Annotated in this window: 23 protein-coding genes and 1 pseudogene; 19 read left to right on the plus strand and 5 right to left on the minus strand. The window is 64.3% G+C overall.

The annotated features are described in order from the left end of the window. Positions 1-46 precede the first annotated feature (46 nt). From HHL14_RS09235 to HHL14_RS09310, 16 genes and pseudogenes are all read left to right on the plus strand, one after another. Positions 47-1,213 (plus strand): DUF2827 domain-containing protein, encoded by a 1,167-nt coding sequence (locus tag HHL14_RS09235; RefSeq protein ID WP_169497300.1) that lies wholly within the window; start codon positions 47-49, stop codon positions 1,211-1,213. Beyond that, entirely contained in the window at positions 1,210-2,364 is a 1,155-nt protein-coding gene (locus HHL14_RS09240) for a DUF2827 domain-containing protein (protein WP_169497301.1), read from the plus strand. The genes HHL14_RS09235 and HHL14_RS09240 overlap by 4 nt, the downstream gene beginning before the upstream one ends. Before the next feature lie 50 nt (positions 2,365-2,414). Then, on the plus strand, positions 2,415-2,993 hold the full coding sequence (locus HHL14_RS09245) for a hypothetical protein (protein WP_169497302.1): 579 nt from the start codon (positions 2,415-2,417) through the stop codon (positions 2,991-2,993). 79 nt (positions 2,994-3,072) lie between these two features. Continuing rightward, positions 3,073-4,200, plus strand: a complete 1,128-nt coding sequence (locus HHL14_RS09250; RefSeq protein ID WP_169497303.1) for a DUF2827 domain-containing protein — start codon at positions 3,073-3,075, stop codon at positions 4,198-4,200. 91 nt (positions 4,201-4,291) lie between these two features. After that, a complete protein-coding gene (locus HHL14_RS09255; RefSeq protein WP_169497304.1) occupies positions 4,292-5,632 on the plus strand; it encodes a glycosyltransferase family protein in 1,341 nt (446 codons plus the stop codon). A 207-nt stretch (positions 5,633-5,839) separates the two neighbouring features. Then, the gene (locus HHL14_RS09260) at positions 5,840-6,427 is read left to right on the plus strand and encodes a 2'-5' RNA ligase family protein (protein ID WP_169497604.1); all 588 of its coding nucleotides are present in this window, start codon (positions 5,840-5,842) and stop codon (positions 6,425-6,427) included. Positions 6,428-7,007: 580 nt separating this feature from the next. After that, positions 7,008-7,418, plus strand: coding sequence for a DnaJ family domain-containing protein (locus HHL14_RS09265; protein ID WP_169497305.1), 411 nt, complete (start codon positions 7,008-7,010; stop codon positions 7,416-7,418). Between the two features lie 359 nt (positions 7,419-7,777). Further along, positions 7,778-8,257, plus strand: a pseudogene (tadA, locus tag HHL14_RS09270) (tRNA adenosine(34) deaminase TadA); the annotation flags it as partial. A 224-nt stretch (positions 8,258-8,481) separates the two neighbouring features. Continuing rightward, positions 8,482-9,408, plus strand: coding sequence for a muramoyltetrapeptide carboxypeptidase (gene ldcA, locus HHL14_RS09275; protein WP_169497306.1), 927 nt, complete (start codon positions 8,482-8,484; stop codon positions 9,406-9,408). 325 nt (positions 9,409-9,733) lie between these two features. Then, complete coding sequence (locus HHL14_RS09280) at positions 9,734-10,435, plus strand: GntR family transcriptional regulator (RefSeq protein ID WP_169497307.1); 702 nt, start codon at positions 9,734-9,736, stop codon at positions 10,433-10,435. Between the two features lie 411 nt (positions 10,436-10,846). Next, complete coding sequence (locus tag HHL14_RS09285) at positions 10,847-12,346, plus strand: NCS1 family nucleobase:cation symporter-1 (protein ID WP_169497308.1); 1,500 nt, start codon at positions 10,847-10,849, stop codon at positions 12,344-12,346. Positions 12,347-12,425: 79 nt separating this feature from the next. Then, entirely contained in the window at positions 12,426-13,214 is a 789-nt protein-coding gene (locus HHL14_RS09290) for an aspartate/glutamate racemase family protein (protein ID WP_169497309.1), read from the plus strand. A gap of 415 nt (positions 13,215-13,629) precedes the next feature. After that, a complete protein-coding gene (puuE, locus tag HHL14_RS09295) occupies positions 13,630-14,580 on the plus strand; it encodes an allantoinase PuuE (RefSeq protein WP_169497310.1) in 951 nt (316 codons plus the stop codon). After that, on the plus strand, positions 14,577-15,098 hold the full coding sequence (gene uraD / locus HHL14_RS09300; protein WP_169497311.1) for a 2-oxo-4-hydroxy-4-carboxy-5-ureidoimidazoline decarboxylase: 522 nt from the start codon (positions 14,577-14,579) through the stop codon (positions 15,096-15,098). Before puuE ends, uraD begins: the two co-directional genes overlap by 4 nt. Positions 15,099-15,181: 83 nt before the next feature. Then, positions 15,182-16,192, plus strand: coding sequence for an allantoicase (gene alc / locus HHL14_RS09305; RefSeq protein ID WP_169497312.1), 1,011 nt, complete (start codon positions 15,182-15,184; stop codon positions 16,190-16,192). Further along, entirely contained in the window at positions 16,189-16,701 is a 513-nt protein-coding gene (locus HHL14_RS09310) for an ureidoglycolate lyase (RefSeq protein WP_169497313.1), read from the plus strand. The genes alc and HHL14_RS09310 overlap by 4 nt, the downstream gene beginning before the upstream one ends. 188 nt (positions 16,702-16,889) lie before the next feature. On the opposite strand, the gene HHL14_RS09315 is transcribed toward HHL14_RS09310, so the two are convergent. The 4 genes from HHL14_RS09315 to uraH all read right to left on the minus strand — a co-directional run bounded on the left by HHL14_RS09315 (position 16,890) and on the right by uraH (position 20,640). Further along, positions 16,890-18,236: a type II toxin-antitoxin system HipA family toxin gene (locus HHL14_RS09315; RefSeq protein ID WP_169497314.1), complete on the minus strand. Its 1,347-nt coding sequence runs from the start codon at positions 18,234-18,236 to the stop codon at positions 16,890-16,892. Continuing rightward, the gene (locus HHL14_RS09320; protein ID WP_169497315.1) at positions 18,233-18,499 is read right to left on the minus strand and encodes a helix-turn-helix domain-containing protein; all 267 of its coding nucleotides are present in this window, start codon (positions 18,497-18,499) and stop codon (positions 18,233-18,235) included. Before HHL14_RS09320 ends, HHL14_RS09315 begins: the two co-directional genes overlap by 4 nt. 269 nt (positions 18,500-18,768) lie before the next feature. Next, complete coding sequence (locus HHL14_RS09325; RefSeq protein ID WP_169497316.1) at positions 18,769-19,962, minus strand: urate hydroxylase PuuD; 1,194 nt, start codon at positions 19,960-19,962, stop codon at positions 18,769-18,771. 324 nt (positions 19,963-20,286) lie between these two features. Beyond that, the gene (gene uraH, locus HHL14_RS09330; protein ID WP_169497317.1) at positions 20,287-20,640 is read right to left on the minus strand and encodes a hydroxyisourate hydrolase; all 354 of its coding nucleotides are present in this window, start codon (positions 20,638-20,640) and stop codon (positions 20,287-20,289) included. Positions 20,641-21,356: 716 nt separating this feature from the next. Here uraH and HHL14_RS09335 point away from each other — a divergent pair. Then, positions 21,357-22,703, plus strand: coding sequence for an 8-oxoguanine deaminase (locus HHL14_RS09335; RefSeq protein WP_407945273.1), 1,347 nt, complete (start codon positions 21,357-21,359; stop codon positions 22,701-22,703). Between the two features lie 113 nt (positions 22,704-22,816). On the opposite strand, the gene HHL14_RS09340 is transcribed toward HHL14_RS09335, so the two are convergent. After that, positions 22,817-23,749 (minus strand): LysR substrate-binding domain-containing protein, encoded by a 933-nt coding sequence (locus HHL14_RS09340; RefSeq protein WP_169497319.1) that lies wholly within the window; start codon positions 23,747-23,749, stop codon positions 22,817-22,819. A gap of 342 nt (positions 23,750-24,091) precedes the next feature. Here HHL14_RS09340 and HHL14_RS09345 point away from each other — a divergent pair, with 342 nt between their 5' ends. Together HHL14_RS09345 and HHL14_RS09350 are read left to right on the plus strand one after the other, a co-directional pair. Beyond that, positions 24,092-25,690 (plus strand): ABC transporter ATP-binding protein, encoded by a 1,599-nt coding sequence (locus HHL14_RS09345; RefSeq protein ID WP_169497320.1) that lies wholly within the window; start codon positions 24,092-24,094, stop codon positions 25,688-25,690. 117 nt (positions 25,691-25,807) lie between these two features. Continuing rightward, positions 25,808-26,914, plus strand: a complete 1,107-nt coding sequence (locus HHL14_RS09350; protein ID WP_169497321.1) for an ABC transporter permease — start codon at positions 25,808-25,810, stop codon at positions 26,912-26,914. The last annotated feature ends 11 nt before the right edge of the window (positions 26,915-26,925 follow it).

Genomic DNA, 26,925 nt, shown 5'->3' on the forward strand with positions numbered 1-26,925 from the left:
TCTTGCGGCAACGCGGGAGCCTGTCTTTACAACTTATGAACTGAACATGCGCATCGGGATCTCCGTCCTTACTCATGCCGGCCAGAACATCTGGCAGAACGGTCTTGGGCAGAACGTCATCTTTCTGGCCGAGCTGTTTCAACGCCTGCCGTTCGTGCAATCCGTTGTCCTGATCGATGCGGGCGACCAGGCGGCGATGCCGCCGCAGGTCGACACGAACGCGAAGGCGCTGCGCGTGATGACCCGCGCCGACGCGACCGATCAGGTCGACGTCATCTTCGAAATGGGCGGCGCGCTCGACGTGCAATGGCTCGATCTGATGCGCAAGCGCGGCAAGAAGGTGGTGTTCTATTGCTGCGGGCAGCCGTTTGTCGCGCTGGCCGAACCGGCCGTATTCGATAAGCCCACCCATGCGTCGCGCCCGGATCGCTGCGACGAAGTCTGGTATCTGCCGAAAGACGCGGCGTTCGCGCCGATGCTGCGCATGCTGCATCGTTGCGACGTCCACGAGGTGCCGTTCATCTGGCATCCGCAATTCATCGAGCAGCGCATTCGGGAAGTCGCGGACATCACCGGGCTGCACTATGGTTTCAAGGCAAGCGAGGGAAGTGGGGCCGGCACTGACGCCGCGCGCGGTTTGCGCGTCGCGATCTTCGAGCCGAACATCTCGGTCGTGAAGACATCGAGTGTGCCGATGCTGATCTGCGAGGAAGCCTATCGCGCCGATCCGAACTCGGTGCGCATGATGCATGTGCTGAACACGCTGCACATGAAAGATCATCCGACCATGCTGTATCTCGCGAACTCGCTGAACCTCGTGCGCGAGCACAAGGCGACGTTTCATGGGCGCCACGATATCGTCGGCTTCATGGTGCAGCATGCGGACACGGTCGTCTCGCACCAGTGGCAGAACGAGCAGAACTACAGCTACCTCGATGCGCTGTACGGCGACTATCCGCTGATCCACAACTCCGCGTGGCTGAAAGACGCCGGCTACTATTACCCGGCCTTTGAAATCCGCCAGGGCGCGGCGCAATTGCGGCAGGCGCTCCAGCAGCACGCGGCGCAGCTCGACGACTATCGCGCGCGCTCGCAACGCGTGTTCGACGCGGTCGATCCGTTCAGCCAGCGCAATCTCGATGCGCACGCCGAGCGGCTGCTGCATCTGTGCCGCGGCACGACCTTTATCGCCAACCGCCCGAGCCATTCATGAACTCCGCATCAAGCCCATTGTCCGGTGCCCGCAAGCTGCGGGTCGGCGTGTCGATTTTTGTGCGCAAGGGCGAGCAGTCGCTGTGGGAAAACGGCATCTACCAGAACTGTATTTTCCTGGTGATGCTGCTGATGCGCTCGCCGCTCGTCGAGTCGACCTGCCTCGTGGCGGGCGGCGGTGGCGGCGAACCCGCCGACGCGAAGAAGTTTCTCGCCGATTCGCCGGTGCCGCTGATCGACATGAACGAAGCGGCGAACACGCTCGATGTGATGATCGAAATGAGCGCGCAGCTGTCGCGCGAATGGGTTATCGCGTTTCGCGAGCGCGGCGGCAAGGTCGTGTCGATGCGGGTCGGCAACGACTACGTGATCGACATCGAGCGGATGGTGTTCGACAAATCCCACGGACTGCTGATTACCGGCGCGCCTTATCATGAGATCTGGACGCTGCCCGAGTACGAGGTGACCTGTCAGCCGTATTTCGAAAGCCTGTTCCGCTGCCCGGTGCGGCTGATGCCTCATCTGTGGAGTCCGCTGGTACTGGAGCGCGAAGCGGCGAAGCTGCCGGAGGGCAAGCGCTTCGGCTACCAGCCGGGTCGCCGGCGTTGGCGCGCGGGCGTGTTCGAGCCGAACATCTGCATGGTGAAAACGAGCTACGTGCCGTTGCTCGCCTGCGAGGCCGCGCATCGCGACAATCCGGACATGCTCGAACACGTGTTCGCCTACAACACGTTTCATCTGAAGGAGCACGTGGGCTTCCACGGCTTCGCGCGCAGCCTCGATATCGTGCGGCATGGGCTCGCGTCGTTCGAGGGGCGCTTTCCGTTCTGTCAGGTGGTCGCGTCGGACGTCGACGTGGTCGTGAGCCATCAGTGGGAAAACGCGCAGAATTACGTCTACTACGAAGCGCTGTACGGCGGCTATCCGTTGATCCACAATTCGCATCTGATCGGCGACTGCGGGTATCGCTATCATGGGTTCGATTGCGAGGAGGGCGGTCAGGCACTGCAGCGCGCGTATGCCGAGCACGACGCCAATTTCGATGCGTACCGGCGCACCGCGAATGCACTCATCGCGCAACTCGACCCGGAAAGCGACGCTAACGTCGCCCTTTATACCGACGCCATCGCCAGGCTTTTCGATCCCAGCTAAGGCCGGCCGGCGTTGCTCGACTCTTATCGACACAGGCGGCGAAATCAGTCATGAACAGGTTCAGTCCACGCGCAACGACCGTCGGCAAACTGCTGGCCGCGGGCGCGCTTCTGTCGACGCTTGCGGCGTCTTTCCCGGCGGCGTTCGCACAGGGCGTGCTGGTGCCGCAGGCCGACCAGGGGCCGCGCAATTCGCTGATGCAGGCAGCCAGTGCGATCGGCGCGCGACAATGCGCGCCGGCGCTCAACGAGTTGTCGTCGCTGGGCGTGAAAGGCACCACCAATAACGACGTGCTGTTCGACTGGGATCGCGCGCGCGGCGGCAATAGCGCGATTTTTTCGCTGATCGGACTGGAGTCGGCGAACGGCAATGCGGCGATGTCGCTGACCGGTGTGCCCGAGGCGGATGGTTCGTGCTCGGTGTCGGCCGAGCGCATTTCGGTCGAGCCAGCCGATTGCGCGGCGGTGGCCCGCAAGCAGTTGCCCGGTTATCAGGGCACGCGCCTGCTGTCGCATATGATGGTCTATACAGACGGCAAAACGCCGGGCTCGTCGGTGTCGCTGATCGATTCGAAGCCGGGCTGTCTGGTGATTCGCCGCTATGTGATGTTTCGCAAGGCGCAGCAGTAAGCAACAGCACGTCAATGCAGTCGGGTGACTGTAGCAGGGCCCGGCGTGAAACCGGAACAATCGCGGGGAAAATCAGATCATGAACGGCTTGCGTATCGGCATCACCATTGGCTTGCATCAGCCGAACGAAACGCTCTGGAATAACGGCATCAAACAGAACGCGGCGTTTCTCGCGGATGCATTGCGTCATTGTCCGAACGTGGCGTCGGTGGCGCTCGTCAATACGACCGCGGTGCCGATTACGCCGGCGCTGCCGTGGGACCAGACGCGCTTTCCGACCATCACGTTCGACGCCGCCAAAGACGCGCTCGACGTGCTGATCGAACTCGGCGGTCAGGTCAACGCGGTGCAAACCGACTATCTGAAGCAGCGCGGCGTGCGGCTCGTGTCGTATTGCTGCGGCTTCGAGTACATCCATGCGATGGAATCGGTGCTGTTTCGCAAGCCGACCTGGGGCGAGAACCTGTTCGTCAACCAGCGCTATGACGATATCTGGATGATCCCGCAGGTCGACCATATCAGCCGCTCGTATTTCGAGGTGCTGCGCCGGCAGACCGCGCGGGCGGTGCCGTTCGTCTGGAGTCCGATGTTTCTCGACGAGCGCGTGAAGCACCTCGCGAACGCGGGCGTCTACCAGCCGCGCAGCGGTGCGAAGCGTCTGAGCGTGATGGAGCCGAACATCAACGTGGTGAAGTTCTGTCTCTATCCGGCGCTGATCGCGGAGCTCGTCTACCGGCAGCGGCCGGATAGCGTCGCGTTGTTGCAGGTCACCAATGCGGACGGCATTGCGCGTGAAAGCAAGGAATTCATCGCGCTGATGAACCAGCTCGACATCGTGCGCAATCACAAGGCCGTGTTTCTCGGGCGGCACGAAACGCCGGTGTTTCTGGCGGAGAACACCGATATCGTGATCTCCCATCAGCTCGAAAACCCGCTCAATTACTTCTACCTCGAAGTGTGCTGGCAGGGCTATCCGCTCGTGCACAACGCGCATCTGTGCACGGACCTCGGTTACTACTATCGGGGCAACGACGTGGAAGAGGGCGCGCGCAAGGTGGTCGAGGCGATCGAAAGTCATGACGCGCATGCGTCGTGGTATCGCGAGAAGCAACGCGCCGCGATTGCCCGTTATCTGCCGGACGATCGCCAACTGGTCGCTACCTATGCCGCGTTGCTCGACGATCTGATCGCGCGGCCGTTGCGATAGTCGCCGGGAGAGCGTCGCGGAGTCCACCGCGAGTGACCGATCCGCTCGCGCGCGCGTTTGCGCGCGCATCCGTCTGCCAGGGTCTTGCATCGTGATCGTACTGAGTCTCTTCTGTCGTGAGGCGCCCGCCAGCCTCGCGAATCATCGGTTTTACGCGACGTCGCGCGGCTATCGCCACGAATGGATCGACGCGTCCGCGATGACGGACCAGCTGCAATTGCGCTGCCTGTACAAATACGAGGTCCTGCTCGGCACGTTGCGGCGTGCGGGCGACGACGAACTCGTGCTGCTGCTCAGCGAGGATGCGGCGATCGTCGAACCGGTCGCGTTGGACGTGTTGATGCAGGGCCGCGACTACCTGCTGGTGACGACGTCCGCGCATCCGCTGCCGCAAACCGACGTGCAGATCTGGCGCAATACGCGAGCCGTTCGCGACAGCGTGCTGCAACTGGTGAAGCGCTGCCGTCTCGGCGGTACGGCGCTCGAAGCGGAGGCCGGACTGTTCGCCGACTTCGACACGCATCACTTCCTCGAGACGATCGACGACATCTGCCCGGTCATGCAGACCGGCTACAACTTCGATCCCGCGTGGACCCGCGTGCCGACGTTCGCGGTCAGTATCGACAATATGACTGGCGAGGTGCGCGAAAAGGCCGCGTGTCCGCGCTTCTCAAACGCGCTGGTCGAGCACCTCAACCGGCACCAGCGCTCGGGTGCGCCGCTGTTTGCGGATTTCATGCCGAGCCGCATTCTGGCACTCGCGCCGGGCGACGACGCTGCCGCCGGGCGCAGCACTTACAACCCCGGCCATCCGATCGCGCTGATGACGCTCTACACGCCGAATATCGGTGTCTATGCGGGCATCGCCGAGCGCAATTTCCGGCGCTATTGCGAACTGCACGGCTACACGCTGTACGTGTATCGCGAGATTCCGCACGAGGTCGGACTGAATGCCAGCGGCAACTGGTTCAAGCCATGGTTGTTGTACGGCTATATGCAGCATCACGACTGGGTCGTGTGGCTCGATGCGGACGTGCTGATCGGCAATATGCAGCAGAAACTTGAACCGCTGATGGCAGGCCGCGACACGTTGCTCGCGCACGATGTCGGGCAATGGTCGTTCAATTCGGGCGTGATGGGGTTTCGTCGCACGGAGCGCAACGCGGCGCTGCTGGATGAGCTGATGCACGAGATCGTGCAGCTGCACGATACGTCGTCCGTCTATGCGAGCAATGGCGACCAGCTGCATTTCATCCACGCGCTCGAACGCGCAGGGCTGCTCGACCACGACGCGTTGCTCGACATGGTCACACTCAATACGCCATGGAATTTCCGGCGGCCGGACAGCTTCGCCGTGCATTACTACGGCATGTGGACGCAGATGCGCGCGCTAATGATGGCGCACGATGAGGCGGGCGGAGTCGAATCCTAGCGGCGGTTCGGCGCGTTGGTTCGCCGCACGGGCGGCCGAAGCATCGATCGGGCTTTATTGTCCGCAATGGGCAAACCGTCCGCCGGATGGCGCCCCTTTTTTACAGCATACGCTTCTATACTGTATGAATATACAGTATCATCGTTGGAAAGGGCTGACCGCGCGGCGGTGTGCGGATCGGCAAAACCAGCGAAGGAACGAGGCACGATGCCTGAACAACTGTGGCTGCCCGGGCTCGAGGCGCCGCCTGCGCTTACGGACGGGCTCTTTTTCGCGGTCTATCCCGACAGCAACACGGCGGCCGGCATCGCGAAGTTCGCGCAGCGCTTGTGCGCCGAGGCGCGCGTGCGCAGCAAGCCGCTTGCGGCAAACCGTTTGCACGTGACGCTGCGCCACCTGGGAAATTTTGCAGGCGGCCTGCCGGAAGACTATGTCGCTGCGGCGACGCGGGCCGCCGCGGCGGTCAGCATGGCGCCGTTTACGGTTGAGTTCGACGCGGTTACGAGCTTTGCGAAAAAGCCCCGACCTGGGCCCGCGGTCATGGTCGGAGAAGACGGCGTGCTCGGCTTGCATGCGCTTCACGATGCATTGGAGGCGGCGCTAAAGGACGTCGGTATTGCGCCTAACGCGCGTTTCACGCCGCACGTCACGCTCGCCTATGGGATGCCGTGGGCCGAGCGTCGGCCTGCCGAGTCGGCGTGCTGGAACGTGCGGGAGTTTGCGCTGATCCATAGTCTGGTCGGGCGGACCAAACATAGCGTGCTGGCGCGCTGGCCTTTGGTGGGGACGGCGTGACGGAGAGGCCGCGTTGCATCCGCGCCGGCCTTCCTGCCGTTGCCAGCGTGTGCCCGTTACTGTGGTGAGCGTGCTCGGGTGAGCGTGTCCTCACCGGTACGTGGCCGCTAGAACCGCACGCTGGTTCCGCAGCCGGCGGCAAAGGCGCCGCCACTTGCGCCCGCGCCGGCGCAGAACACCCCGCAGCCGGAGAGCAGTGCTGCGGCCGCCAGGGCCGCCAGCGTTGCACGCAGACCCGCGCCGAACACGCGCGAGCCGGGTCGTTGCAGCGCGTGCCCGGCGAAAGTCCGACGAGGATTCGATGCGCTTGGGGCGCGGCATCGGTCGTTGGTTGGGAATGACATGAGGGTGCGTGGTGATGGAGGAAATTCGGTAACGGTACAACAGCCTGCAAGTTGCCGGGCGTGGCGTGCGCAAAGCGTCAGGTTTGCTGCGCAACCGGATGATTTACTCTAGTCCATGGCGGGACGCCGTCAAATGCGCAAAAGCCAGTAGGGCGGCGCTTTCGGGGCGGTGCGCGGTGCTGAACGCTCGTGCGCTCCCTGATAGAATGCACGGGCCGCAACGTAGTGGATTGCAGATGAAATTGCTTGATGCGCTTGTCGAACAGCGTATTGCCGCCGCCGCCGCGCGCGGAGAGTTCGAGGACTTGCCGGGAGCGGGCGCACCGCTCACTCTGGACGATGATGCCCTGGTGCCGGAAGAGGTGCGCGTCGCCAACCGGATTCTTAAAAACGCGGGCTTCGTGCCGCCCGCTGTCGAGCAGCTTCGCGCCTTGCGCGACCTGCAAACGGAGCTGAATGCCGTGAGCGATCAGGCGACCCGTTGCCGTCTCCAGGCGCTTCAGGCACGTATGCTCGCGCTCGATATGGCGCTCGAATCGCTGCGCGGCGGCCCGATGGTGCTGCCGCGTGAATACTGCCGCCGGATTGCCGAGCGGGTGTCGGAGCGCGTCGGTAGTGCCGACGCAACCGGTGCGGGTTCGCGGTGAGCGAGCCGCTCGTTCGTGCCGCTGCGTTGGCGGCGTCGGCGCAGACTGAAAACGGCGCTCAGGCCAATCTGGCGACTCGCGTCGGCGAGGTGTCGGCATCGGCGTCTGGGTCTGGGGCGGCGAATCAAGGTGAAGCCGGGCGTGCTGGCGCTTGCGTTGGCGAAGCCGCTGTGCCGAGTTCTCCGATTGTGCCGCCCATCGATGCCGAATCCGCCAACACTGGCGTGTCCAACGCAGACGTAACCGGCGCGGCCGGTGCTGCTGTGACCGGTGATGCCAACGAAGCGGCCTCGGCTACCTCCGCCATCTCCCCCGCATTACCCGAACCGTCCCCGGTCTCCGAACGCGATCTGCGCTTCATGGCGCTCGCTCAGGCCGCCGCCGAAGAAGCGCGTGCGGCCGGCGAGGTGCCGGTCGGCGCGGTGCTCGTGCGCGGCGATGAGGTCATCGCGAAGGGGTTCAATCATCCGATCGGTGCACACGATCCTTCCGCGCATGCGGAAATGGTCGCGCTGCGCGCGGCGGCGCTGTCGCTCGGCAACTATCGTCTGCCGGGCTGCGAACTCTATGTGACGCTCGAGCCGTGCCTGATGTGCGCGGGCGCGATCATGCATGCGCGCATCGCCCGCGTGGTGTTCGGCGCGCGCGATCCGAAGACCGGCGCGTGCGGCAGCGTCGTCGATGCATTCGCGAATCCGCTGTTGAACCATCACACGACGGTGAGTGGCGGCGTGTGCGAAGCCGAATGCGGCGCCGCGCTGAAGTCGTTTTTTGCGGAGCGGCGACGTGCGAGCCGCGAAGCGCGCGCGGCGGCACGTGGCGTGACGCAGGCGGATGGGCAGGAAGACCGTGGAACGGGGCGCACCGTGACGGCCGTAACTTCCAATGCCCCTCCCGCTGCAACTTCCGGCGCCACGACGGAAGCCGCCGATACCGCGCAATCCGCTGCGACATCAGCCGCGGAGTCCGCCGCCGATTTCACCACCCAGCCCACCGCGCAGCCCGGTAACGAACCGCCTCCGGCCACGTCGCGCTAAAACAACCACTTCCAACGGGTCCTGCCATGACCGCTCATCGCACCATCGAACTGATCGCGCCGTCCGGTTATCCGCATGATCCCGAGGTGTTGCATCGCGCGTTGCATCGGCTGCGGGCGCAAGGACATCGCGTCGACGGCGAGGCGGCAGCGTGGCGGCGCTTTCAACGCTTCGCCGGCACCGACGGCGAGCGCGCGGCCGATCTGAACCGGCTCGCCGATCCGTCGCGCGATCTGCCCGACGTGGTGCTCGCCGTGCGCGGCGGCTACGGCGCGGTGCGGATCCTGCACGGTCTCGATTACGAAGGACTGCAGCGGCGCCTCGCCGATCAGCCGATCGCGCTGGTCGGCCATAGCGACTTCACCGCGATCCAGATGGCGCTGCTCGCGCGCGCCGGCGTGAAGACCTTCGGCGGTCCGATGCTGATGAGCGATTTCGGCGCCGAGGAGCCGAGCGAGTTCACGATGCATCACTTCTGGTCGGCGCTGACGAAGCCGACCATGACGGTGACGGGCCACACGCCGCAGACGCAGAGCGTCGACGTTTCCGGCATGCTGTGGGGCGGCAATCTGGCGGTGCTGGCGTCGCTGGTTGGCACGCCGTATATGCCGCCGGTGCAGGGCGGCATCCTGTTTCTCGAAGACGTCAACGAGCAGCCGTTCCGGATCGAGCGGATGATCTATCAGTTGCATCTGGCCGGCATTCTTGCGCAGCAGCAGGCGCTCGTGCTCGGCGATTTCTCGGGCGGCAAACAGTACGACTACGACAACGGCTATGACCTGCACTCGGTGATCGAGCAGGTGCGCGCGCTGATCGGTATTCCGGTCATTACGGGACTGCAGTTCGGGCACATCCATAACATGCTGACGCTGCCGGTCGGCGCCGATGCGCATCTGGTCGCCAACGCACATGGATTCAGGATGACGTTGTCGGGTTATCCGTGTCTGGCGTGATTCGGGTGGCACAGACGGGTAGGGTAGGAGCGGGCGGTTCGCCCGCTTTCTTTTTGACCTGTAAAACGCAACTAACGGCCCTTGCTTTTCCCGTCCCTCCCTCACACCCCCATCGATGTTTTCAGTTTTTGTTGACAAAAACCGGCCTGCAATAAAGGGCCGAAGAGGTTTCAATCGAGGTAACATTCCTGTCGGATGGCCGTGCTGCAAGGATTTGCGAGTTTCTTGACCCACCCATCAGACCGAAAGTGTCAAAAATCTCCACAAAAATTGTTGACAATTTTTGTGTCGATCCTATGATGACCAACATACCGAGACGCACATCATGTCCGACACCGATTCTGCCGCGAACAGTTCGAAACCCGAAGCGATTGCCGAACGTATCCGTGCCGCGATCCTCGAGCATCGGCTGGCCCCCGGAGCGAAGCTGACCGAAGCTCAGTTATGCGAAGTATTTGGCGTGAAGCGTGGACCGATCCGCCAGGCGTTGTCGCAACTGGCGGGCGAACGACTCGTCGATCTCGAGCCGAATCGCGGCGCGTTCGTCGCGAGTCCATCGCTGCAGGAGGTGCACGAGGTGTTCGAAATGCGCCGCATCATCGAGCTGGCCGTCGTCGAGAAGATCTGTAACGGACACGGCATGCGGCGTCTGAAGAACATCGGCGGCATGATCGGCCGCGAACGCAAGGCGTTCGAAACGCGGGATTTTCCGGCGTGGATCCGCTTGTCGGGCGAGTTTCACACCGAGCTTGCGAGCCTGACCGGCAACATGGTGTTGTGCGATTGTCTGAATGGACTGGTGGCGCGCTCCACGTTGATTTCCGCGTTGTACGAGTCGCTCGGACGCAGCCCGTGCTCGTTCGAGGACCACGAAGCGATTCTCGCCGCGCTCGACGCTGGCGATGCGAAAGAGGCGACGGCGCTGATGGCGCGTCATCTGCAAAGCGTCGAGTTGAAGATGCTGGAGCGCCCCGCGCGCGGGGCAGCGGATCTGCACGAAGTATTCGGCGCATTGGCGTCGAAATAAACGCCCGCGAAACGTCCACGCAGGCAGCCGGAGTGGCTCCACTCCGGGCCGACGCAGGTGGCCGGCGAGCGCCCGTTCGTGGTGCGCGCCGCACTGAATTGAACTGACCATATCACGCAAGGCAAGGCCGCACTCCCGCGAGTGCAGCCGGCCCGACCACGCACGTTCGTCGCCAGCCGGTGGATTTCGCGCAGTGACCGCGCAGTGACAGAGTAGTGACGCATCGCCGGAAGTCCGCGGCGGCCGCCGATGCGACAAGCACAAGTACCTCAGTACGGAGACACCCGCGGCTCGGCCAAAACGCATGGCGCCGACTTCTTCGCCCGCACGCAGGGCGGCAAGCGAGCGACTGGCATGGCCGATGCAATGTCCGTCGATGTTTATCGACGGTCCCCATCCAAAGGAGGAATCATGGCTCAGTTCAGTGCAGCGTCAGGCAGTCACTCACTCTCTACCTATCCGGACGGTACCGCGCAGCCGGACCCATCCGCGCCAGCCGATGCGTCGATGCCGGCCGGCTACAGCGAACGGCTCTACAACGAAGACCTCGCGCCGCTACGCGCGCAGAACTGGACCGCGTACAACATCTTCGCGTTCTGGATGTCCGACGTGCACAGCGTCGGCGGCTACGTGTTCGCGGGCAGCCTGTTTGCGCTCGGTCTGACGAGCTGGCAGGTGCTGGTGTCGCTGCTCGTCGGCATCACGATCGTCAACGTGCTGTGCAACCTGATCGCGAAGCCGAGCCAACTGAACGGCGTCCCGTATCCGGTCGCTTGCCGGGCGACCTTCGGTGTGCTCGGCGCGAATCTTCCCGCGGTGATTCGCGGCCTGATCGCGGTCGCGTGGTACGGCATTCAGACCTATCTGGCGTCGAGCGCGCTCGTGATCGTCGTGCTGAAGTTCGTGCCGCAGTTGTTGCCCTATGCGGACGTGCATCGGCATGGACTGTTCGGTCTGTCGACGCTCGGCTGGGCCGGCTTCATGCTGCTGTGGGTGCTGCAGGCGCTGGTGTTCTGGCACGGCATGGAGACGATCAAGAAGTTCATCGACTTCGCCGGTCCCGCCGTCTATGTGGTGATGTTCATTCTCGCCGGCTACATGGTGTATCGCGCGGGGTGGCGCAACATCGGCATCAATCTCGGCGGCGTCAAATATCACGGCATGGAAGTGGTGCCGGTGATGATCACGGCGATCTCGCTGGTGGTGTCGTACTTCTCGGGACCGATGCTGAATTTCGGTGACTTCTCGCGCTACGGCAAGAGTTTTCGCAGCGTCAAGCGCGGCAACTTCTGGGGACTGCCGGTCAACTTCCTCGCGTTCTCGCTCGTCACGGTCATCACGACCGCGGCCACGCTGCCGGTATTCGGCGAACTGATCACCGATCCGGTCGAAACGGTAGGGCGCATCGACTATCCGATGGCCGTGATTCTCGGCGCGCTGACCTTCACGATCGCGACGATCGGCATCAACATCGTCGCAAACTTCGTGTCGCCGGCATTCGATTTCTCGAACGTCGCGCCGCGCCTGATCAGCTGGCGCATGGGCGGCATGCTCGCGGCCGTCGCTTCGGTGTTCATCACGCCGTGGAACCTGTTCAACAATCCGGCCGTGATTCACTACACGCTCGACGTGCTCGGCAGTTTCATCGGACCTTTGTACGGTGTCCTGATCGTCGACTTTTATCTCGTGAAGCGCCAGAAGATCGTGCTCGATGACCTGTACACGGTCGCACCGAGCGGCACGTACTGGTATCGCAACGGCGTCAACTATCGTGCGGTGGCCGCGTTGCTGCCGGCCGCGCTGATCGCGGTGATCTGCGTGATGGTGCCGGGGCTCGACGGCTGCGCGAACTTTTCGTGGTTCATCGGCGCGGGGCTTGCGGCGTTGTTCTATCGGCTGCTGGTCCGCTGAGTCGTACCGGGTTATCGCTGGCGCGCGCCAGTCTTTGCCGGCTTTGGCCGCAGCAATCGGCAGTCGAACAGGAGTTGCCATGCGTATCAAACTCATCAATCCGAACACGACGCGTCGCATGACCGACGCGATGGGACGCTGCGCGCGCGAAGTCGCCGCGCCCGGCACCGAAGTGATCGCCGTCAATCCGACGATGGGGCCGCCGTCGATCGAAGGCTATTACGACGAGGCGCTCGCGACGCCGGGTTTGCTCGCCGAAGTCGCGGCGGGCGAGCGGGACGGCTACGACGGCTACGTGATCGCCTGCTTCGGCGATCCGGGGCTGTATGCCGCCCGCGAGCTGGCACGCGGTCCGGTGATCGGCATCGCCGAGGCGGCGATGCATGCGGCGAGCGTGCTCGCGCCGGGCTTCTCGGTCGTGACGACGCTTGCGCGCACGTGTGGCATGGCCTGGCATCTGGCCGAGCGCTACGGCATGAAGCGTTTCTGCCGCAACGTGCGGGCAACCGATGTCGCCGTGCTCGAACTCGACAAGCCGGGCTCGGCCGCGCGCCGTCTTATCCTCGACGAATGTCGGCGTGCGCTGGACGAGGACGGCGCGGAGGCGATCGTGCTCGGCTGCGCGGGCATGGTCGAACTGTGCGCGGAGCTCGAGGACGCGCTCGGCGCACCGGTGATCGAGGGCGTGACCGCGGCGGTGAAATGGACCGAGGCGCTGGTCGCGCTGCGGCTCGCGACGGCCAAGCGCGGCGACTACGCGCGGCCGCTCGCGAAGCGCTACGACGGCGCGCTGGCGTCGTTCAGCCCCGGCGGCCCCGAGCCGGTCGCGGAGCCGCTCGGCGGGCTGGTTGCCGAACAGGGGTACTGAGGTGGGAGTACTGAGCCGGAGTGACTGCCCAACAACCTGACAACCGACGCGGATCGCCGTGCGTGGACACACCATGCGCGGCATTCGAGCGGGATGGCGTTGCCATATTGCGGGTAAACACGGAATCCGCGGCCACGCACATACATTCCGCGTAACACGCACTATCTGTACCGCTGTATGGGCGCACCGGGGTGTTTTCGCTACACTGGCTCAACTCGGCGGGGTTGCTTCGGCGGGCGCCGAAGCCGCTGTCCGGGCGATGTCAGGCGCGAAATCCGCCGGCCATCGCCAGCGCGTTTCAAGCCGTGGCTGTCCACGTCGCGAACGTGCAAAACGCGTGGACCGCGCGAGCTTCAAATGAATTCCCGGTCCCATCCGATTCTGTCCGGTTCTGCCATAACGCATCCGTCAAACCATGCCATTCGACCCGAACTACCCACGCGATCTGATCGGCTACGGCCGCCACCCGGTGCAGGCGAACTGGCCCGGGCGAGCGCGCATCGCGGTGCAATTCGTCCTGAACTACGAAGAGGGCGGCGAAAACTGCGTGCTGCACGGCGATCCTGCTTCGGAGCAGTTTCTGTCGGAGATCGTCGGCGCGGCGGCCTATCCGGCGCGTCATATGAGCATGGAGTCGATCTACGAATACGGGTCGCGCGCGGGCGTGTGGCGCATCCTGCGCGAATTCGAAAAGCGTGACCTGCCGCTGACGGTGTTCGGCGTCGGCATGGCGATCGAACGGCATCCGGAAGTCGCGCAGGCGTTCGTCGAACTCGGACATGAGATCGCGTGCCACGGCTATCGCTGGATTCACTATCAGGACATGACGCCGGAGAAAGAGGCGGAGCATATGCGTCTCGGTATGGAGGCGATCGAGCGCGTGACCGGCGTGCGGCCGCTCGGCTGGTACACCGGCCGCGACAGCCCGAACACGCATCGCCTCGTCGCCGAATACGGCGGCTTCCTGTACGACTCCGATTACTACGGCGACGACCTGCCGTTCTGGATGGACGTCGAGGTAACGGGCGGCAAGCGCGTGCCGCAACTGATCGTGCCGTACACGCTCGACACCAACGACATGCGCTTCGCCACTCCGCAAGGCTTCAATACCGCGGACCACTTCTTCACCTACCTGCGCGACGCGTTCGACGTGCTGTACGAAGAGGGCGACGAGGTACCGAAGATGCTGTCGATCGGCATGCACTGCCGGCTGCTCGGGCGGCCGGGGCGTTTTCGCGCGCTGCAGCGTTTTCTCGATCACATCGAGCAGTACGATCGTGTGTGGGTGTCGCGGCGCGTCGACATCGCGAGACACTGGCACGACACTCATCCTTACCAACCAGACAACCGCGAGGCTGCGGCATGAAGGCGATGCAATACACCCTGGACCAACTCAACGACATCTCCACCGACGCCTTCGTCGCGGCGCTGTCGGGCATCTTCGAGCACTCGCCATGGGTCGCGGAAATCGCGGCGCGCGAGCGGCCGTTTGCGAGCATCGATGCGCTGCATCGCCGGATGTCGCAGATCGTCGAAACCTCGGGAGACGAGAAGCAGCTCGCGCTGATCAATGCGCACCCGGAGCTGGCCGGCAAGGCCGCGGTGCGCGGCGAGCTGACCGCCGAATCGACGCGCGAGCAAAGCGGCGCGGGTCTCGCGCAATGCACGCAGGAAGAGTTCGACCGGCTGCATGCGCTGAACTACGCGTATCGCGAGAAATTCGGCTTTCCGTTCATTCTCGCGGTGCGCGGCTACGACCGTCACGGCATCATCGCGAACTTCGAGGCGCGCGTGAACAATAGCCGCGCCGACGAAATGCGCGCGAGCCTCGATCAGATCTATCGCATTGCACGTTTCCGGCTCGACGATCTGATCGGCGCGTGACGCGTAGCGTCCAGCGTCAGAACTCGACCCGCAACGTTTTTCCGGCGGTTTATCCGCCCCAACCGATATCAAGGACGACCACGATGGCACTTCCGATTCTCGACCCCAACGCACCGGAATTCACGCGCCGCTACGTGAACCTGGCGGACCCGCGTCTGGGCGCGCAGGCGCTCGAGGCCAGCGACGAATTCTTCGCGCCGAAGGACCGCATGCTGAATCCGGAGCCGGCGGTCTTTATTCCTGGCAAGTACGACAACAACGGCAAGTGGATGGACGGCTGGGAAACGCGCCGCAAGCGCATCACCGGCTACGACTGGTGCATCGTCAAGCTCGCGCGGCCGGGCGTGATCAAGGGGCTCGACCTCGACACCAGCCACTTCACCGGCAACTTCCCGCCGGCGGCATCGGTGGAAGCGGCGCGCGTCGTCGATGGGCAACCGAACCAGTCGACCCAATGGACCGAGATCGTGCCGTCCACGACCTTGCAGGGCAATAGCCATCACTACCTCGAAGTCGGCGACGCGAACGCGTACACGCATCTGCGCGTGAACATCTATCCGGACGGCGGTATCGCGCGTCTGCGGGTGTACGGTCAGCCGCAGGTCGACTGGGCCGGCGCGAGCCGTACCGAGCAGTTCGATCTGGCCGCGATGGAAAACGGCGCGTATCTGGTCGGCGCGAACAATCAGCATTTCGGCGCGGCCTCGACACTGCTGATGCCGGGCCGCGGCGTGAACATGGGCGACGGCTGGGAAACGCGGCGCCGTCGCGAGCCGGGCAACGACTGGGCGATCGTCGCGCTCGCGCAGCCCGGCGTGATCCGCAAGATCGAAGTCGATACCGCGCACTTCAAGGGCAATTATCCGGACCGCTGCTCGATCCAGGCCGCGTACGTGAAGGGCGGCACCGACAGCTCGCTCGTCACGCAGGCGATGTTCTGGCCGGTGCTGCTCGGCGAACAGAAGCTGCAGATGGACAAGCAGCATTTCTTCGAGAGCGAGATCGCGGCGCTCGGGCCCGTTACGCATGTGCGCTTCAACATCTATCCGGACGGCGGCGTGTCGCGTCTGCGTCTGTGGGGTACGCTCGAATGAAAACGCTCGCGATCGAACCGCTGACGAAACAGGCATTCGCCGCCTTCGGCGACGTGATCGAACTCGACGGCGCGAAGCAGATTCCGATCAACCTCGGCACCACGATCCGCTATCACGATCTCGCCAAAGTGGACGTCGCCGATCAGGATGGCCGCACGCTCGTGAATCTGTTTCGCGGCCAGCCGCGCACGCTGCCGTTCGAAGTGAAGATGCTCGAGCGTCATCCGCTCGGTAGCCAGGCGTTCGTGCCGCTGAACGACAAGCCGTATCTGGTCGTCGTCGCGCCGGCGGGCGAGCTCGACGTGACGAAGATCCGCGCGTTCGTGACGAGCGGCTGGCAGGGCGTCAACTATGCGAAGGGCGTGTGGCACCATCCGCTGATCGCGTTGGGCGAGGTGAGCGACTTTATCGTCGTCGATCGCGGCGGGGAGGGGCTCAATCTGAACGAGCTGGATCTGGCGGAGTCGCTGTGGCTCACCGAAGATGCGTTGAGCGCGGTGGCGGTTTGATACGTGTGAGGTTGTTGCCGCCGACGTAGTGCTGGCGGCGCTTTCCGCGCGGTGATTCCCGCGCGGTGCTTTCCGCGCAGTGCTTTCCGATTAAAGCAAAAGCCCACGACAGTACGACTGCCGTGGGCTTTTTTACGTGGTGCGCACGGGAAAGTTATCGCAGCGATCTCGCCGCGCCGCTTGCGCGCTTAACTTCGTCGGCCGAGCAGCGGCGAATGCCCGATCACTTCCCGCGTCCGCTCGGGCGGCTCGGCAGCCGAAAAGCCCGCTGCTTCGATCGCCGGTTTGAGGCCCGTGAACGGCAGGCTTTTCTTCGGCGAGCGCAGCGAAGTCATGCCGTCGTCCCACGCATGCAGCATCTGTTTCGCGACCGTGCGCCACTGCGGCTCGTTGCGCGCCGCTTCGATCATCTCGCCGCCCACCGCAACCGCCGAGTCGCATAGCGCTTCGACCATCTGCGCGTATTGTCGCGGCGCGATGCCCATGCGCGTGTTGAAAAAGCGCTCCAACGTTTTACCCGCCGCCCAGGTTTTGCGGCCGTCGATGGCAAGCCCCGGCGGATTGGCGGCGAAGCGCGGATAAGCCTGCGTCGTCACGATGTCGTAGACCGGCGTGAACGAGACATCGTCGACCGACGTATAGAACAGCGCGACGTTCTTCGTGTGGCAGTCCGCATTGCGTACGACGTAGTTCGTCAGCAGATGCCAGCCGAGCTGCTGGAGTTGCGCGCGCATCGTGTCGCGATCGAGCAGATACGCGCGGGCCGCGTTGAGCATTTTCTCGCTCGTGGCATTGTATTTTTCGTGCGGCGGCAAACCCAGCAGGCCGCACATATCTTCGACGCCATATGCCGGCAGGCCTTGCGCGTCGACGTCGAAACGCTCGACGAGCAGCGCGCGGCCGTCGTCCGACATCTGCGTGCGCGCGACGGGCGCCACGCCGAGCCGCTCCAGCACGCGCATCGAATAGAACTCGTTGAAGCCGAGAAACGGCGTGTTGTCGTCCGAACCTTTGACGATATGACGGCTCGTGCGAAGAGTGGGCTTGCCGAGCTGCAGCGCCGGCGCCGCGGCGGCCTGCGCCTGCGGTGCGATGAACTTCGGCACCACGCCCGAAATTGCCGCGCGCGCGTATTCGCGCACGAGTTGCGCGAAATGTTCGGCGGAATTGTCGCCGTGCAGGATGTTTTCGACGTCGAGCGCCTGGAGTTCGGTGCCCGGCGCGACCCCTTCGGGCGTGACGGTGACCCGGCCGATCCCCATCGAGCCCACGACCGCGAGCAGCGACAGATCCGTGCCGTCGAGCAGGGGTCCGAACTGTTCGCGGATCAGGTTCAGCAGATAGCCCTCGGGCAGGTTCTGCCGGAAAAACGGATGCAGGTCGCGCGGCCAGCGCCAGGCCTCTTCGCGCACCGGCATCGTCAGACTGACGAAGTCGGCCGCGCTCGCGTCGCGGTTGTATTTGAGGACGTAGTCGTCGCGCTCGCGAAACAGCGTGGCGACGTTCCGGCCGAGGACCTGAACGTCGAGCTTCATGACTGCGCGTCCGGGCTACGCTGTTCGGCGAGGATGTCCTCGAGCGTGCGGCCATGTCCGTGCGCGACGAATTTGAGGTCGTAACCGGCCGCTTCGAGCAGACGCACGAGCACGGACACGCTCATATCGTTTTTGGCGAGCGTTTCCATTCGCGCGACGGTGGTGCGGGCGACGCCCGCGCGGCGCGCCAGTTCTTCCTGCGATAGCTTGCTGTCGCGCCGGAGAGTTTTGAGCATGTCCGAGACGTCGGCGAGATTGGTCATTTGTAGCCCCAGGGCATCAAAATCGGCAAATTTAAAATTAATTGTAGCCCTTGAGGTACAAAAATACTATTTGTTTTTGTCGCCCAAGGGACACATTAATCTGGTTTTTTGGTGATTTTGTGGCTTATGGGCTACAAAAATCATAAATCCCGTCCAAACTCCCGCCTCGCCATCCCAAACGACAACGGGCTTGGCGCGAAAGCGCCAAGCCCGTCTCATCACGCTATCGCGGCACCGGCCTTCGGCGCCGGTGCCATACATCTACGCTCTTACTTCGCCGCGCCTCCTTCGAACCACGCGGCGATCTTCATGCGCTCGTCGTCGGTCATATGCGTGACGTTGCCGAGCGGCATCGCCTTCAGCGTGACCGCCTGCTGGTAAATACGCTGAGCGTTCTGCGAGATTTCATCGGGCGTATCCATCAGCACGCCGGCGGGCGCGCTGCCCATCATCGTCGGATGCGCGGAGTGGCAGGCCGCGCAGCGTTGCTGCAACACCGGCGCGATGTCGGCGACTTTCAGCGTCGGCGCGTTGGCGGCCTGCGCCTGCGCCACCACCGGACGCGGCATGGTCCACACGAGCGCGGTGCACATCAGTGCGACGCCGACGAGCGGCAGATACCACAGCACCTGGCCGCGATGACGCATCACGAAGAACTGCCGGATCAGCGCGCCGGCCAGCATGATGACGACCAGCACCGCCCAGTTGTACGGATGCGTGTAGGTCATCGCGTAGTGATTCGACAGCATCGCGAACACGACCGGTAGGGTGAAATAGGTGTTGTGCACCGAGCGCTGCTTGCCGCGCTTGCCGTAGATCGGGTTCGGCGTGTCGCCCTTCAACATCGCATCGACCATCTTGCGTTGGCCGGGGATGATCACGAAGAACACGTTGGCCGACATGATCGTCGCCAGCATCGCGCCCATGATCAGGTACGCGGCGCGGCCCGCGAAGATATGGCACACGAGATACGCGGCGATCAGCACATAAATGCCGACGCAGATGCCGAGCAGTTTGTCGCGGGTGCCGAGAATGCGGCACAGCGAGTCGTAGACGATCCAGCCGGCCGCGAGAAAGCCGATCGCCGATGCGACGGCGACCACCGGCCCCATGTCGAGCACGTTTTTATCGATCAGATAGGTGCTCGGCGAGAACAGATACAGCACGGTGAAGAGACCGAAGCCCGACAGCCACGTCGTGTACGACGGCCACTTCGACCAGTGCAGATCGTCGGGCATCTCGGGCGGTGCGACCGTGTACTTCTGCATGTTGTAGAAGCCGCCGCCGTGCACGTGCCACAGTTCGCCGAACACGCCGCGGCGACGCTGGTTCGGATCGGTCGGTGGTTTCAGGCTGTTGTCGAGCGCGACGAAATAGAACGATTCGCCGATCCATGCAATCGCGGCGATGACGTGGAACCAGCGAATCGCGAGGTTCAGCCAGTCGGTGATAAAGCCTTCCATGAAACTCCTCCACTTCTGATTCATTGCGCACGCGATGACGTTCGAGCTTGCCGGTCATCGCGTCGACTGCGGGGTAAAGGACGCAGCGCGCGGGTTTTTATCGGTATCGCGGGGCCCTGGGGCCGGGTTTGTGCTTCGGGTTGGCGTCTCGGTTTGTATCTCGGGTCGGTGTCCGATTCCGCGCTGTTTAAGGCCGCGTCATTCAGCATCCAGCGCGTTTCGCACGGGTTCGCCGGTCGTGGCCGTTGTCTCCTCCGCATGACCGGCGAGCCTCCACACGATCCACACCATTCGCGCGACCCGTTTCCGTATCCGGCGAATGAGTTAGCTGCCCCGATACGTGCTGTACGACCACGGCGACACCAGCAGCGGCACGTGATAGTGCGCGCCGGCATCCGCGATGCCGAAACGCAGCACCACGCGATCGACGAAACGCGGCTCGGGCACTTTGGTGCCGATCGACGCGAAGTAGTCGCCCGCGCCGAACACAAGTTCGTATTCGCCCGCGACGAGCGCGTCGCCTTCGAGCAGCGGCTCGTCGCAGCGGCCGTCGTGGTTGGTGGTGGTGGTTTTGAGCGTGCGGCGCGTGTCGCCTGCGAGCGCGAAGAGTTCGACCTTGATGCCCGCGCCGGGACGGCCGTTCGCGGTGTCGAGCACGTGGGTAGTGAGCTTGCCCATTCGCAATTGTCCTTGTGTGAATGCGAGGTGTCGGTGGCGGCCCGATCCATGATGTTGGCGGCGGATCGAGGCTCCACGTCAGTGGCTACATACCCGTCGGCGAACTGAAGCGAGCGCCGTGGCAGCCATTGTAAAAAGGATGGCCCATCCAGCGCGCGAGCGATAGGAAAGATAAGGGTTCGCGCATGATGGACAGCCGATCGAAAGCCGCGCGGCGCGACTGGCGGGCGCAAGACGCGGCACGCCGGCTCATCGGCCGATCGTACCGGCGCCAAAAAAGCGCCACTATATCGACGGCGTGAAGCCGGGTATCGCAGCCGCGCGAGTTGTCAGCGGGATTTTGGCAACCGAAGGTGACGGCTGTGCGCCGCGGCCGGAATGGAAGCCGAAGCCGAAGCGGTTCGCTTCGGCTTCGTGCGAAACCGGATGCGGCGCATTCCCGAAGACGGCGCAATCACGCTGGGTAACCGGGCCTGGGGCGTTCGACCGGACGCGACGGCACGGTGCGTGCCGCCGCATCGCGTTCGAACGGCTTTGCATGCACGCCAGCAAGGTACCGGCAGGTACCAGCGGGCACCAGTAAGCGCAATCAGGCGGAGAGACGAATGACGATGAACGAAGCAGCGCAACAGCGAGCACCGCAGCAAACAAAACCGCAAGCAGGACCGCAGGAAAAATCGCAGGAAAAACCGCAAACGCGACAGCCCGGCAAAACGATGCTGGTCAAACACGCGGACGTGCTGGTCACGATGGACGGCGCGCGCCGCGAACTGCGCGACGCCGGCCTGTATATCGAGGACAACCGCATCGTCGCGGTCGGACCGACGGCCGAACTGCCGGGCAGCGCCGACGAGGTGCTCGACCTGCGCGGCCACCTGGTGATACCGGGCCTCGTCAATACGCATCACCACATGTACCAGAGCCTGACGCGCGCGATTCCCGCCGCGCAGAACGCCGAGCTGTTCGGCTGGCTGACGAATCTCTACAAGGTGTGGGCGAACCTGACGCCCGAAATGATCGAAGTCTCGACGCTGACCGCGATGGCCGAACTGCTGCTGTCCGGCTGCACGACCTCGAGCGACCATCTGTATATCTACCCGAACGGCAGCCGCCTCGACGACAGCATCGCCGCCGCGCAGCGCATCGGCATGCGTTTTCATGCGGCGCGCGGCAGCATGAGCGTCGGCCAGAAGGAGGGTGGGCTGCCGCCCGATTCGGTGGTCGAGCGCGAAGCGGACATCCTGACCGACACGCAGCGTCTGATCGAGACGTATCACGACGACGGCCGCTACGCGATGCTGCGCGTCGTGGTGGCACCGTGTTCGCCGTTTTCGGTGAGCCGCGATCTGATGCGCGAATCGGCGCTGCTGGCGCGCCAGTACGGCGTGTCGCTGCATACGCATCTGGCGGAGAATCTCAACGACGTCGCGTACAGCCGCGAGAAGTTCGGCATGACGCCGGCCGAGTACGCGCACGATCTCGGCTGGGTCGGCCGCGACGTATGGCATGCGCACTGCGTGCAACTCGACGACGCGGGCATCGCACTGTTCGCGCGCACCGGCACCGGCGTCGCGCATTGCCCGTGCTCGAACATGCGGCTCGCGTCGGGCATCGCGCCGGTCAGACGCATGCGGCTCGCGGGCGTGCCGGTCGGGCTGGGCGTCGACGGTTCGGCCTCGAACGACGGCGCGCAGATGGTTGCCGAAGTGCGTCAGGCGCTGCTGTTGCAGCGCGTCGGTTTCGGCCCCGATGCGATGACCGCGCGTGACGCGCTCGAAATCGCCACGCTCGGCGGCGCGCGCGTGCTCAATCGCGACGACATCGGCGCGCTGGCCCCCGGCATGGCGGCGGATTTCGTCGCGTTCGATCTGCGCGCGCCGCATTTTGCCGGCGCGTTGCACGATCCGGTGGCGGCTCTGGTATTCTGCGCGCCTTCGCAGGTGAGCTATAGCGTGATCGACGGCAAGGTGGTCGTGAAGGACGGGCAACTGGCGACGCTCGAACTCGGGCCAGTGATCGAGCGGCATAACCGGCTCGCGCACGAGCTTTATCAGGCGGCGTAGGGCGGGAGGCGTAGGTTGGGCTGCGGCGAGGGGCGCAACTAACGGGCTATGCGGACCACGCGAACCATGCGGACCGCGTGGTCCACGCGCCGTCATCCGGCGCGCATGTGGCCCTACGGCTTGTCGATCAGCGTCCGGGTCGCCTCGGCGACCAGCCCGCGCAGCCAGCGCACTTCGTCGGAGTAATGCACACGCTCGTGCCACAGCTGGTAGTACTGCATCGGCGGAAAATCGAGCGGCGCGGGCACCACGGTCAGCGGCAGGAACTTCGCGTAGTAGTCGGCAAAAAGGCGCGTCGTCGTGAAGATCAGATCGGATTTGATCAGCACGTACGGCGCGAGATTGAAGTACGGCAGCGTGACGACCACCTGACGCTTCAGGCGTTCGCGCGCGAGGTGCACGTCGATCGCGCCGCGCTGGCCGACCGAGTACGGCGTCGGCGCGAGATGCGGGGCGTTCAGGTACTGGTCGAGCGTGAGCCCGCCGCGCCTGGCGAACGGATGCGTGTTGCTCATCAGGCAGACGATCTGATCGACGAACAGGTTCGACAGATGCAACTGCTCGGGCGGCTCCGGCCAGTTGCCGACGACGATGTCGAGCTTGCCGTCCTCGAGCGCGAGTTCGTAGTCGAACGCGGGACCGAGCGAATGGAATTCGAGCGTCGCGTTCGGCGCGGCCTGGCGGAAGCGTTCGACGACCGTCGGCACGAACAGCACGTTCAGATAGTCGGGACAGCCGATCCGGTAGCAGCGGATCGACGTGGCGGGATCGAAGTTGTGCTGCTGGAACTTGATGCGCTCGATTTCACGCAGCGCGTTCTGCACCGGTTCGAGCAGGCGCAGACCGTACTCGGTCGGCACCATGCCGGACTTGCCGCGCACGAGCAGCGGGTCGCCGGTGATGTCGCGCAGACGGCGCAGCGCCGCGCTGATCGCGGGTTGGGACTGGTTCAGTTTGACGGCCGCGCGTGTGACGCTGCGCTCCATCAATAGCGTGTGCAACACGCGCAGCAGGTACGTGTCGATCGCCTCGCGTTGCTGGCTCATGGACTCTCCGAAATATATGTGCTGGCTGATCGAACGAACGTGGGGGTATATGGGTTTTAATATGGACGAAAAACGACGTCAAGCCAGGCATACCCGCAGCGCTTGCTGTGGCGCGGGTTTGCGAAATTTTGTCGGCTCGACTGAGTGGGTCGAATTAGGTATCGTCATCCGGTTGTGGTGACGGATCGTCCGCCGGGGCGGCGGATCGATAGCGGTGAACCATCCGGCGGCTATTGCGTGGCCATCATGCGGTCATGACGTGGCCATTGCATGGCAATTACTACGCGGCGATCACGCGATGATCGGTCCGCAAGCGGCGTCACGAACGCACTACGGAATCTCATGAGCGACTCTCCACATAGCGACGGCGCGCGTATCGCCGGCGAGGCGGTGCCCCGGCTCGTGCTCACCGGCATCACCAAGCAATACCCGGCCGTGCGCGCCAACGACGATGTCACGCTGGTCGTCGCGCCCGGCGAAATCCGCGCGGTGCTCGGCGAGAACGGCGCGGGCAAGAGCACGCTGATGAAGATCATCTACGGCGCGGTGCGCCCCGACGCCGGCGAGATCCGCTGGGAGGGCGAGACGGTCGAGATCGCGAGTCCGGCGGCCGCGCGCAAGCTCGGCGTCGGCATGGTGTTCCAGCACTTCTCGCTGTTCGAGACGCTGACGGTCGGCGAAAACATCGCGCTCGCGCTCGACGAACCGTTCGATCTGAAGACGCTCGGCAAACGCATTCGCGAAGTCTCCGCCGACTACGGCCTCGACATCGACCCGCAACGTCACGTGCACAGCCTGACGGTCGGCGAGCGGCAACGCGTCGAAATCGTGCGCTGCCTGCTGCAGAATCCGCGTCTCCTGATCATGGACGAGCCGACCTCGGTGCTGACGCCGCAGGCGGTGCGCAAGCTCTTCACGACGCTGCGCCGGCTCGCGGCCGAAGGCTGCAGCATCCTCTACATCAGCCACAAACTCGACGAAATCCAGGAACTGTGCGACACCGCGACGGTGATGCGCGGTGGTCGCGTGACCGGTCACGTGAGCCCGAAGAACGAGACGCAGGCATCGCTCGCGCAACTGATGGTCGGCCATTCGCTGCCCGACTACACGCGCCGCGAGCATAAGCCGGGGGCGGTGCTGCTCGACGTGAAGCAGTTGTCGGTGGCGAGCGATGATCCCTTCGGCACCTCGTTGCGCGACGTGTCGTTCAGCGTGCATGCGGGCGAGATCTTCGGCATAGCCGGCGTATCGGGCAACGGCCAGGCGGAACTGCTGGCTGCGTTGTCCGGCGAAAAGCGCACCGAAAAACGCAGCGTGCCCGCCGATGCGATCACGATCTGTGGCAAGCCGGCCGCGCGTCTGAGCGCGGGCGCGCGGCGCGCGCTCGGTTTCGGCTTCGTGCCCGAAGAGCGGCTCGGCCGTGGCGCGGTGCCGGCGATGAGCCTCGCCGACAACGCGCTGTTGACCGCGCATCGGCAGGGCATGGTGAGCTCGGGCTGGATCAGGGCGGGCGCGATGCGCGCGTTCGCGAAGCGCTGCATCGACGCATTCGACGTGCGCTGCGGCGGCTCCGACGCGCTCGCGCAGAGTTTGTCGGGCGGCAATCTGCAGAAATACATCATGGGCCGCGAGATCCTGCAGGCGCCGAAGGTGCTGGTGGTCGCGCAGCCCACGTGGGGCGTCGACGTCGGCGCGGCCGCGTTCATCCGCCAGCAGTTGCTCGATCTGTCGGCACGCGGCGTCGCGATTCTGGTGATCTCGGAGGAGCTGGAAGAGCTGTTCGATATCTGCGATCGTCTTGCGGTGCTCGCGGGCGGGCGGCTCTCGCCGGTGCGCGCGACCGGCGCGACCAATGCGGAGGAGATCGGTCGCTGGATGGCGGGGCTGTTCGGCGATCGCGAAGGCGCGGCGCCGGCGGCGGATCAGCCGGCGCATGCGTGACGTCTATGACGCGAAGCGCCGGCCTGCCGCTTCATCACGCCTACCCAGCCCACCAAGCTCACCACGCACGCGCATGCGGACCTTGAAGAACAGAACCCGAACAATGACACGCCACTCATGATGCTTCCCTATCGACTCGAAGCGCGCACCTCACCGTCCCGCGCGATGCAGCTGGCGGTGCCGCTGATCGCCGCGGTGCTGACGCTCGCGATCGGCTTCCTGATCTTCGGCCTCGTCGGCCGCGACCCGCTGCAGGCGATGCACGCGTTCTTCATCGAGCCGCTGTCCAGCGTCAACGGCTGGTCCGAGCTGCTGCTGAAAGCGTCGCCGCTGTGCCTGATCGGCCTCGGCCTCGCGCTCGGTTATCGCGCGAACGTGTGGAACATCGGCGCTGAAGGGCAAATGCTGCTCGGCGGCATCGCCGCGAGCGGCGTCGCGATCTATTTCGATCAGGCGAGCGGCTGGTGGATCCTGCCGACGATGATGCTCGCCGGCATCCTCGGCGGGATGGCATGGGCCGCGATTCCCGCGTTCCTGAAGAGCCGCTTCAACACCAACGAAATCCTCGTGAGCCTGATGCTCACCTATGTCGCGACGCAGTTGCTGATCTACCTCGTGAGTGGGCCGTGGCGCGATCCACAGGGGATGAATTTCCCGCTGTCGGAAATGTTCAGCGGCGACGCGCTGTACCCGACGCTGTACGGCGACTGGCACTGGAAGTTTCTGCGCGGCACGCGCCTGAACGCGTCGATCTTCGTCACGCTGATCGCGATTCCGCTCGTGTGGCTGTTCATGCGCAAGAGCTTCGCGGGCTACCGGATGAACGTCGGCGGACTCGCGCCGCTCGCTGCACGCTATGCCGGTTTCTCCGACACGAAAACCATCTGGACGTCACTGCTGATCAGCGGCGGCCTCGCGGGCCTCGCCGGCATGGGCGAGATCGCCGGCCCGATCGGCCAGTTGCAGGCGACGTGGTCGCCGGGCTATGGCTTTACCGCGATCATCGTCGTGTTCGTCGGCCGGCTGCATCCGCTCGGCATCGTGCTCGCGAGTCTGCTGATGGCGCTGCTGTATCTCGGCGGCGAAGCGGTGCAGACCTCGCTGCAGCTGCCGCAGGCGCTGTCCGGCGTATTCCAGGGGCTGCTGCTGTTCTGCCTGCTCGGCGCCGACCTGTTCGTGAACTACCGCGTGCGGCGCCGTTCGGCGGCCGCCGCGGTCCGTTAAGCTCGCTCATC

This window comes from Paraburkholderia antibiotica, assembly GCF_012927125.1.
GTDB lineage: Bacteria > Pseudomonadota > Gammaproteobacteria > Burkholderiales > Burkholderiaceae > Paraburkholderia > Paraburkholderia antibiotica.